The sequence below is a fragment of the Microbacterium sp. genome, from assembly GCF_039812165.1.
Classification (GTDB): domain Bacteria; phylum Actinomycetota; class Actinomycetes; order Actinomycetales; family Microbacteriaceae; genus Microbacterium.
In genome coordinates, this window is sequence record NZ_JBDIAB010000146.1 from 1 (window position 1) to 7682 (window position 7682).

Below are 7682 nucleotides of genomic sequence, written 5' to 3' on the forward strand. Positions count from 1 at the left end.
CACCGTCGCGACCTGCTGGCGCCGTAGCGGGCTTGCCGACGCCGGCCGGCTGCCGGGGTGCGTGGCGCGCGGGCGCTACGCCGGCTCCGCCTCCGGCCAGGGTGCGACGCCGCCGATCCGCTCGTCGATCTCGACGAACTCGGCGAGGCTCAACGAGCTGCCGCCGTTCCAGGCGCGCTCCGCCATGGCCCGCAGGGGCGCCCGGATGCCGGCGGCCACCTGGTCGCGCGTCTGCGCGTCGGGGTCGTCGGCCCACACGGCGAAGCAGCAGCCCCGCAGCAGGTCCGGATAGGGCGCGGCGAGCTCCTGGCGCGCCCCGGAGCGCAGGGTCGGGAACAGGCCCGGATGCCAGTCGGCCGCCCACATGCGCGCGGCGGTCGGGTAGCGGTAGCCGGCCTTCTCGCCGAGCACGTAGTAGAGCAGCTCGTCGTCGACGTTCACGAGCCCGTGCCCGGCCGCGACCGCGTCCGACAGCGGTCGCATCAGGGCGCTCCAGTTCGTCCACCACGTGAGCTCGACGGCGCGATCGAGCCGCACGACCGCGCCGCGCAGCATCCCGTCGTTCCACGCCCTCGCCTCGAAGCCGCGCCCGCGCAGGTGCGCGGCCGTGTCGTTGACGAACGCCGTCAGCAGGTCGAACCCGGTGGCGTCGGCGCCGAAGCGCTCCCGCGCGCTCTCGGCGAGCGCCGGGTAGCGGTCGATCAGGGCGAAGTCCACGAACTCGTCGCCGCCCAGGTTCCAGCGGTCGCTGTGCGGGAAGAGCGGCGCGAGGTCGTCGATCAGCCGGTGCGCGAAGCCCACGGCATCCCGATCGGTGATGTCGAGCGCGCCCTCGCCCGAGACCGCCGCGTCGGGCAGCCCTTCGGCACGGGGGAGGCGCAGCTCGGGATGGGCGTCGAGCACGTGCCGCAGGTGCCCCGGCATGTCGAGCGCCGGCACCACGGCGACGTGCAGGTCGCGCGCCGTCTCGACGATCCGCCGTGCCTCGTCGCGCGTGACGTGCTCGTCGGAGACCACCTCGGGAAAGGCGTCCGACGCGATGCGGAAGCCCTCGTCGTCGGAGAAGTGCCACTGGAAGGCGTTGATGCCCACGTCGGCGGCGGCGTGCAGCAGCGCCACGGTCCAGTCCGCGCCGTAGTGCTTGCGCGCGGTGTCGAGGTGCAGCCCGCGCTCGGCGACGCGCGGCGCGCCGGCGACGCGGCCGCGCGGCACCGCGCCCTGCGCGCGCAGGTTGTGCAGGAGCTGCCGCGTCGCGCGGAACGCGCCGGTGGCCGTCGCGGCGGTCACGACGACGTCGTCGCCGACGTCGATGCGGTAGGCCTCCGCCGCCAGGGCGTCGGCGCGGGGTCCGTCAGAGACCGGCCGGTGCAGGCGCAGGACGAGCGTCGACGGCCGGGCCGGGCCGCGTGCGCGCTCGGTCACCCGCACGGTCGGCATCCGTCGCAGTCCGGCGAGCTCCGCGCGCACGCGGTCGGCCTCGGCGTCGAGCAGCGGGTCGTCGGCGACGACGGCGACGCCCGCGGGATGCCACCAGCCGCCGGTCGGCGCGAACGAGTCGGGCTGCGGGATCGACAGCCAGCGCGCGTCGTCGGCGGCATCCGTCGTCCCGTCGCCGTGGGAGCGCCGCACGGACGGGGTCATCGTGCGTCGCCTCGTCCTGTCGCGGGTGCGGGCTCGACGAGGTCGAAGAGCTCGAGCTGGAGGAGCGCGAGCGGCTCGTTCGCGCGCACGCGCCAGAACCGCGCGACGACCGGGGCGCTGAGCGCGAACGGCGTCGTGCGGTCGGTCCGCAGCGGCTCGCGGTGGGTCGTGGCGACGGGCAGCCAGGCGGCCCCGTCCTCGCTCCGCTCCACCTCGAACGAGGCGGCGCCGGCCGCCGCGGCGGCGGTGACGGTCACGTCGCTCACGCGGCGCGGCTCCGGGAACGCCTGCCCGACCCAGCCGTCGCGGCCGAGCGGCACGGGGAGCGCCGTCGCGCCGTCGTCGAACAGCGACCCGGCCGCCACGCCCTCGGACGCGATCGCGTGCGCGGGCCTCGACAGGTCGGGCCGCCAGGGCGCGGCGGGCGTGCGGGAGGCCCGCCAGATCGCGGCGTCGACCGGGGGAGTCTCGGAGAGGACCAGCTCGAGGTCGCCGTCGTGCGCGAACGCCGCGACGGGCAGCTCGGCGCGGCCGAGCGGCGCTCCGTTCAGGCGTGCCTCGATCAGGTATCGGGCCGCCGGCGTGTCGCGGCGGGCGCGGATGCGCAGCGAGCGGCCGTCGGCACGGCGCACCGTGACGTCGTCGACGAGCGGCGAGCCGATCGCCAGCACGCCCGTCGCCGGGTCGAGCGGGTAGAGGCCCAGGAGCGCCCACAGCCACCACGCGCTCAGCTCGCCGTTGTCCTCGTCGCCCGGATAGCCCTGCGCGATGTGGCCGCCGGCGAACAGCCGCGCGGCGAGCGCGTGCGCGGTCGAGCCCGCGCGCCACGGCTCGTCGCCGTGCCGGTGCATGAACGGGATGTGGTGCGCGGGCTGGTTCGACAGCGCGCACATCCCGGAGCGCATCGCGCGGGCCTCGCGCTGCTCGTGGATCACGCCCCCGTAGGCGCCCGCGTGCTCGGCGGTCTCCGGCTCCGCGAAGAGGCGGTCGAGGTGCGCGCGCAGGGCCGCGGGGCCGCCGTACAGCTCCGCGAGCCCGGCGCCGTCGTGCACGGCCGACACCGACATGCCCCACGCGTTCGTCTCGGTGTAGTCGCCGCCCCACGCGCGCGGGTCGAACGGCCCGGGCGGCAGGGCGCCGTCCCGCTCCCGGCCGCGGAAGAAGCCCGTGCCGGCGTCGAAGAGGCTCCGGTAGGCGAGCGCGCGGTTGGCGAGATAGCGGGCGAACGCGCGGTAGCGGGCGGATGCCTCGGGAGCGGCGGCGCGCCGGGCGAGCCGGTCGGCCAGTCGGGCCAGGCCGGCGTCGCCGATCGCGCCCTCGATCGTCCACGAGAGGCCCTCGTGCACGTCGCGCGAGACGAAGCCGCGGAAGCGCGACGAGGCCACGCCGGCACGGCCGGTGCGCGGATCGTCGGACGGCTCGCACGCGTTGCGCCAGCCCGCCTCGAAGGCGAGCTCGAGGTCGACCCCCGGCACGCCCCACGCCGCGGCGTCCGCGTGGATCTGGTCGCTCGACGTGCCCACCATGCAGTCGACGTAGCCGGGGGCGCTCCAGCGCGCGGTCCAGCCGCCGCGGCGCACCTGCTCCAGCTGGCCGTCGAGCAGCCGGCCGGTCTCGTCGGGGTCGAGCAGGGCCAGGAGCGGCCACACGGTGCGGTAGGTGTCCCAGTACCCGTTGCCCACGACGAGCCGGCCGCGCGCGACCGGTGCGCCGGTCTCGGTCTCGCCGTGCGGGCGCGGCGGCGCGAACACGTCGGCGTAGCGCCAGTCCGGCGCGCCCGGCTCGCCCGCGTCCTCGGCGGCGTCGCTCGGGTACAGGTGCAGCCGGTACAGGTCGCCGGCGATCGTCGCGCACAGCTCCTCGTGCGCGAGAGCCAGCCGCGGATCCTCCGGCGCCGGCACCTCGATCGCGCCGCACACGGCATCCCAGCGGCGACGAGCGTCGGCGACGAGCGCGTCGAACGTCGTGGACCAGGGCGCCTCGCGCGTGAGCGAGCGGCGGGCCTGGGCCACCGAGAGGAACGAGGTCGCGACCCGCAGCTCGACCGCCCCTCTCGCGGTGACGGATGCCGCGACCCGCCCGCGGCCGGCGTCGTCGAGGCGCGCGACGGCGCAGGGCCGGTCGGTCTCGCCGGCGAAGTACATGCGCGGGGCGTTGCCCCACACGGCGTCGGCCCGCTCGGCGACCCACCCGTGCACGCGCACGCGCCCGTCGCCGGGCTCGACGTGGAGCCGGCCGCGGTCGTCCGGCTGGTCGATCACGAGCCCGACCGCTCCGGCTCCGTGCACCCGCACCGCGACCGCGCGATCGGTCGCGGTGGCCTCGACGTCGAGGCCGCCCACCAGGCCCGCCGCGTAGCGGTGCGGGCGCGCCTCCTCCCCGTCCGGTCGGATGTGCCGCCGGCGAGCGGCGCGGTCGGAGCGGCCCTCGCCCTGAAACGGCATGAACTGGAGCACGCCGTGGTCGCCGATCCACGGGCTCGGCTGGTGCGACAGCTGGATCGCCTCGAGGCGGCGGCCCTCGGCGTCGTCGTGGACGAACGGGCGGTACGGCCAGCGCGTCTCACCGGCATCCGTCGCCGGCACCACGAGGTTGAACCCGTGCGGCACGGCCGTCGCGGGCACGGTGTTGCCGCGCGAGAGGCGCGGGCCGGCGTGGCTGCCGCGGCGCGTGTCGACGCGCTCGGCGGGGGAGTCGGGGACGCCCGGGGCGTGCTCGGCGACGCGGACCTCGACGAACCCGGCGGCCTCGGGCGGCAGCGTCCCCGGCGCGGCATCGCGCAGCGCGGGGTCGCCGAGCACGACCTCGACGTGCGCGATGCGGCGGCCCGCCCACGGAGCCAGTGAGACCGTGTCGGCGTTCCACTGCTCGGGAAGGCTCCAGCGCGCGGCGAACTGCGCCTCCGGCAGCACCGCGTGCCCGTAGCGGTCGATCGCCGGGACCGTGCCGACCGCGTCACGGAGCCCGTCGCTCAGCCGCGACCCGTCGTCGAACACGACGTCGGGGCACACCGCGAGCGAGGCCCAGGGCTCCGCGAGCGCGGCGGTGTCGTCGGCGTAGAACGCCCAGTGCAGCACGGTGGCGGGCGTCACGGCATCCCGATGCGGCGTCGCCACCGGCAGCGCCACCCGCTGGGCGCCCTCCCGCGGCGAGAACCGGTAGCCGAAGACCTCGCCCCCGAGCACACCGGCTCGGGGGCGAGAGGACGGCGGGTCGAGCGGGCCGTCCGCGGCCTCGATCAGGGCGGTCAACCCTTGACGGCCCCCTCCTGCACTCCCTGGAAGAAGAAGCGCTGCATCACCGAGAACAGGATGACCAGCGGGATCAGCGCGATCATCGTGCCCGCCGCGATGAGGCGCGGGTCGGCCTGGAAGTTGCCGTTGAGGTAGGCCATGCCGACGGTCAGCGTGTACTTCGCGGGATCGGTCAGCACGATCAGCGGCCACAGGAAGTCGTCCCATGCGCCGATGAACGAGAAGATCGCGACGACGCTCACCATGCCCTTGATGTTCGGCCACACCATGTGGCGGATCCGCTGCCACGTGGTCGCGCCGTCGATCGTGGCGGCGTCCAGCATGTCGGCCGGGATCGTGCGGCACGCCGTCGCGATGAGCAGCACGTTCATCGCGCCGATCGCGCCGGGCAGGAACACGCCCCAGAGGGTGTCGGCCAGGCCCAGGTTCTTGATCGTGAGGAACTGGCTCGTGACCGTGACCTCGCCGGGCAGCAGCATCGTCGACAGCAGGATGCCGACGACGATCGACTTGCCGCGGAACTTCATGCAGCCGATCGCATAGCCGGCGAACGTCGCGAGCACCGCGTTGCTGACGACCGTCCCCACGGCCAGCAGCAGCGAGTGGAACGCGTACAGGTACACCGGGATGAAGTCGGTGACCCGCACGTAGTTCTGGATCGTCGGATCGGTGGGGACGAGGTTCGGCGGGAACGTGTAGATGTCGTCGAGCGGACCCTTGAACGACGTCGACAGCTGCCACACGAGCGGCCCGACCACGATCAGGGTCATGAGCGCCAGGAGCACGTACCGGAAGATCAGGCCGGCCAGCGTCGGCTTGGAGAAGTCGCTGGAGCCCCTGCGGCGGAACGCGGGCTCGCGGACCTTGCGCTCGCGCGCCTTGCCCATGGCCGCGACCTCGACGGCCTCCTCGGCCGCGTTCACTGCTGTCGTGCTCATGCCACTGCCTTCTTCTCACGGTTCATCAGGGCGATCGCCAGCAGCGGGAACACCGTGATGAGGAACAGGACGACGCTGATCGCCGAGGCGTAGCCGACGTTGCCGGTCAGGCCCGAGCCGACCATCTTGATCAGCATGACGATCGACATGTCCTGACCGCCGGGACCGCCGGTGCCGTTGGTGAGGACCTCGAGCTCGGTGAAGACGCGGATCGCCGACACCGCGACGAGCGCCGCGATGAGGATCATCGCCCCGCGCACGCTCGGGATCGTCACCGACAGGAACCGGCGGAAGGCGCCGGCCCCGTCGATCGCGGCCGCCTCGTGCAGCTCCTTCGTGGCGTTCCCGAGCGCCGCGAGGTAGACGACCATGTAGTAGCCGAGACCCTTCCACACCGTGAGGAGGATCGAGCAGGCGAGCAGCCACCACCGGTCGACGAGGAACGGGATCGGCTTGTCGACCATGCCGAACGCCTCCAGCGCCTGGTTGATGAGTCCCCGGCTGTCGAACATCCACGTCCAGATCAGGGCGACCACCACGACCGAGGCGATCACCGGGAAGTAGAACGTGGTGCGGAAGAAGGTGATCGCGGGGATCGTCTTCTCCACGAGGAGCGCCAGCAGCAGCGGCAGGATCGTCAGGAGCGGAATGCAGACGATCATGTAGATGAAGCTGGTCGTGAGGGCGTAGCCGAACTGCTCGTCGCCGAACATCCGCGCGTAGTTGTCCAGCCCCACGAACTCGCCGGCGCGCAGCGGCCGGGCGTCGGTGAAGCTCAGGATCACGGTGTTCAGGAACGGCCACAGGGCGAACACCAGCACCCAGACGACGGCCGGCGCGACGAGCAGCCACGGCGTGTACCACTGATGAGATCTCATGTCATCCTCTTCGTCTGGGTGCCGGTGCGCCGGACTCAGTCGATCCGGTTGTCGTTGGCGTAGGCGACGATCTTGTCGAGCGCCTCCTTGGCCGGCAGCTCGCCCTTCAGCGAGAGCGCCATCTGCTGGTCCATGTAGACCTTCATGGCGTTCGTCCACTGGAACGGCGTGAGGATGCGGGCCGACTCCATCGACTCCGACACGATGGCCATCGCGTCCAGCTGCAGCTGGTCGGTGACGCCCTCGCTGAGCGCGCTCGTGTCGGCGCTGCCGTCGATCGTGCCGGGCATGAAGCCGAGCGCGAGCTTGCAGAACGCGACCTGGTTCTCGGTGTTGGTGAGGAACTTCGCGAACGCGACCGCGGCGGCCTTGTTCTTCGAGTCCGCGGCGACCGAGACGCCCTGCACGAACAGCGGCGCGTCGCCGATGCGCGGCGTGGCGATGACGCTCTCGCGGATGCTCGGGGCGTCGCGCTCGAGGTCGCCGGCGAACACCGACGTCGCGGTCGTGTAGGCGACCTTGCCCTGCTTGAACATGTCCGCGTTCCCGCCGTAGTCGCCGGTCAGCGCCTCCTGCGGGATGCCGCCGGCCTCGAACGCGGCACGGTACTGGTCGACGATCTTCGCGGCCTCGTCGGTGTTGAAGACGAACTCGCCGTCCTTGTTCATGATGTCGATGCCGGCCGACGAGAACACGTCGATGGTCGGCATGGTCGACAGCACCGGCATGCGTCCGCCGGATGCCTGGCCGACCTGCTCGGCGAGCGCGATGAGCTCCTCGGTCGTGGTCGGCAGCGCGGAGGTGTCGGCGCCGTTGGCGGTGAGCGCCGCGCCGTTCCACCAGCTGAGGTCGGTGCCGAGGTACCAGGGCATGCCGAACGTGCCGTCCAGGCCCGGGTACGAGTAGGCCTCCCACGCGCCCGGCACGAAGGTGCTCTTCAGCTCGGGGTCGGCGCCGTCCACGTCGAGCAG

Annotated in this window: 5 protein-coding genes; all 5 read right to left on the reverse strand. The window is 73.4% G+C overall.

Translation table 11 applies throughout. The annotated features are described in order from the left end of the window. Nucleotides 1-75 precede the first annotated feature (75 nt). On the reverse strand, nucleotides 76-1641 hold the full coding sequence (locus WML84_RS11060; RefSeq protein ID WP_347346200.1) for a family 20 glycosylhydrolase: 1566 nt from the start codon (nucleotides 1639-1641) through the stop codon (nucleotides 76-78). Then, nucleotides 1638-4892: a GH92 family glycosyl hydrolase gene (locus tag WML84_RS11065; RefSeq protein ID WP_347346201.1), complete on the reverse strand. Its 3255-nt coding sequence runs from the start codon at nucleotides 4890-4892 to the stop codon at nucleotides 1638-1640. The genes WML84_RS11060 and WML84_RS11065 overlap by 4 nt, the downstream gene beginning before the upstream one ends. Then, a complete protein-coding gene (locus WML84_RS11070) occupies nucleotides 4889-5833 on the reverse strand; it encodes a carbohydrate ABC transporter permease (protein WP_347346202.1) in 945 nt (314 codons plus the stop codon). Before WML84_RS11070 ends, WML84_RS11065 begins: the two co-directional genes overlap by 4 nt. Further along, nucleotides 5830-6711, reverse strand: a complete 882-nt coding sequence (locus tag WML84_RS11075) for a sugar ABC transporter permease (protein WP_347346203.1) — start codon at nucleotides 6709-6711, stop codon at nucleotides 5830-5832. The genes WML84_RS11070 and WML84_RS11075 overlap by 4 nt, the downstream gene beginning before the upstream one ends. 35 nt (nucleotides 6712-6746) lie before the next feature. Further along, a partial coding sequence (locus WML84_RS11080) for an extracellular solute-binding protein (protein ID WP_347346204.1) occupies nucleotides 6747-7682 on the reverse strand: 936 nt, incomplete at its 5' end.

Bases quoted from the DNA above. Each gene is read 5' to 3' on its own strand.
- WML84_RS11060 (WP_347346200.1), bottom strand. From the start codon at position 1,641: ATGACCCCGTCCGTGCGGCGCTCCCACGGCGACGGGACGACGGATGCC.
- WML84_RS11070 (WP_347346202.1), bottom strand. From the start codon at position 5,833: ATGAGCACGACAGCAGTGAACGCGGCCGAGGAGGCCGTCGAGGTCGCG.
- WML84_RS11075 (WP_347346203.1), bottom strand. From the start codon at position 6,711: ATGAGATCTCATCAGTGGTACACGCCGTGGCTGCTCGTCGCGCCGGCC.